The 1,885-nt window shown below is 40.5% G+C and carries 1 protein-coding gene; it reads right to left on the bottom strand.

The window, feature by feature from the left end:
- Positions 1–91: 91 nt before the first annotated feature.
- Positions 92–1,765, bottom strand: coding sequence for a group II intron reverse transcriptase/maturase (gene ltrA / locus ACQKNR_RS29210; protein WP_427322754.1), 1,674 nt, complete (start codon positions 1,763–1,765; stop codon positions 92–94).
- Positions 1,766–1,885 lie beyond the last annotated feature (120 nt).

Below are 1,885 nucleotides of genomic sequence, written 5' to 3'. Positions count from 1 at the left end.
GTTAAGTCGGGTAAGCGAGGGGCATCACTGCCCCTAACTCCCCTAAGAACCGTACGTGACAGTTTCCCATCATACGGCTCAAGCCTTCTTTTTATCCTATAACAGTATCAAGGCAGGGTAAGTGAACAAGCCTTACATATCCATTTGGTTGTGAGTGATTTTGAGAGGCCGACATATCTTTTACGATAACTTTTTCTCCATTTTGTAGCGAACATCTACATATTGCACAGCGATAGCCTTGTTTCCTAGCCAGCTTCATTCTGTCCATTGTATTCTCTGAATCAAACACCTTTCGGTCTCGTTTTTCCCAATATTCCTTCAAAGTCGGGTCATCAGGACTATTCTTATACATAACCATGTTGTGTCTTTCAATCTTAATCCAAGGCATATGTAATAGTTGGATATTCGTCTTGGGACAGGTTGGCACATTTACATTTCCTCCATGATGTGGAGCTTTATAATACCGTGTTCTAATCCATCTCCAAGCCTTTCTGGGGTGTAGTTGTCTTAGGTGCTTACGCACTTTCCAGTATATGTATTCAGCTAGTTTGCTAAAAATCTTCTTAGATACTACGTGTTTCCAGTATTGTCCGTAACCTCTAATAATCGGATTTAACACTCGAATAATCTCACCGATCGGTTGACCTCTCATCATACGAAGAGTATCTCTAATTTTCTCTTTTGCTTTCTTTATGCTACTCTTACTTGGTTTGATAAACAATTTGTTCCCTTGCCACGTCTTATAATGCCGGACTGAGAATCCTAAAAACTCAAAACCTTGTTCAATCTGTGTAACCTTTGTTTTCTCAAGACTTAGTTCTAATCCTCTCTTTTTGAGATAGAGACGAAGTCTCTCATGTATAGATTGGGCTTGGTCTTTCGTTTCCGCCAGGACGACAAAGTCGTCTGCATAACGTATAAGAGCTATCTTACATGCAGGGTTGATAATGTAACTTGCATTGGCTTTATAATTCTTTTTGTATGTGATGCCTAATGCTTCTTCCATTCCATGAAGAGCGATGTTAGCTAATAAAGGTGAGATAGTTCCTCCTTGCGGAGTTCCTTCTTGTGTTTTAGAGAAGTTACTTCGTTCCATGTACCCCATTTGAAGCCATCTTTCTATAAGGGGGCTCCCGGGAAAATTGGGGATTTGTTTGAGTATCCAATCATGATTCAGATGGTCAAAACATGCTTTAAAATCTCCTTCAAATATCCATTTTTTCTTACTGCCTCCGTGAATTCTATTGAAAATACTGCGTATGGCATCGTGGGTACTTCTTTTAGGACGGAAGCCATAAGAAATTGCTTCAAATCTGGATTCCCATTGGAGTTCGAGGGCATTTCTGACCATATTTTGATATATTCTATCTTTTATAGTCGGAATACCTAAAGGTCTCAATTTTCCATTCTTTTTGACAATGTATATGCGTTTGGCTGGTTTTGGACGGTGTCGGAAGATGTTCTGAGTTTTAAGCTGTTTATATAATTGATTTCTTTCCCTCCGACTTAACGCTGTGTGTTCGTCAACTCCAGGTGTTCGTTTTCCTTTATTCTGCTGTGTCACTCTTCTAATGGATAGTAGTAAATTCGCCTCGCTTCTCAAGAGTAGGCGTTGTAGTTTCCTTACTTTTCTACGTTGATTTGACTGTTCGGCACGATAAATCCTTTGTCGTAACTTCGTCACATACATTTGGACTGCTTTCCAGTCCGTTGAGTTCCAATCTGTATACGAGACGTGCGCCGACGCTCGTTCTGAGGTGTTCATAACTGCACGCTCCTATTCGTCAGAAGATAACTTACAAATTTATTTCCGTGTTGAAGACCTATAGGAAGTGGGCCCTCTTTCGAGTCTGTCATGGGATTGTCCGTGAGGACGACAGTATCC

Source organism: Bacillus sp. NPDC094077, assembly GCF_050279465.1.
GTDB lineage: Bacteria > Bacillota > Bacilli > Bacillales > Bacillaceae_G > Bacillus_A.
This window is presented reverse-complemented; position numbering and strand designations above follow the sequence as displayed.

Excerpts from the sequence above, each read along its gene's own strand:
- ltrA (WP_427322754.1), bottom strand. The coding sequence starts at position 1,765 with ATGAACACCTCAGAACGAGCGTCGGCGCACGTCTCGTATACAGATTGG.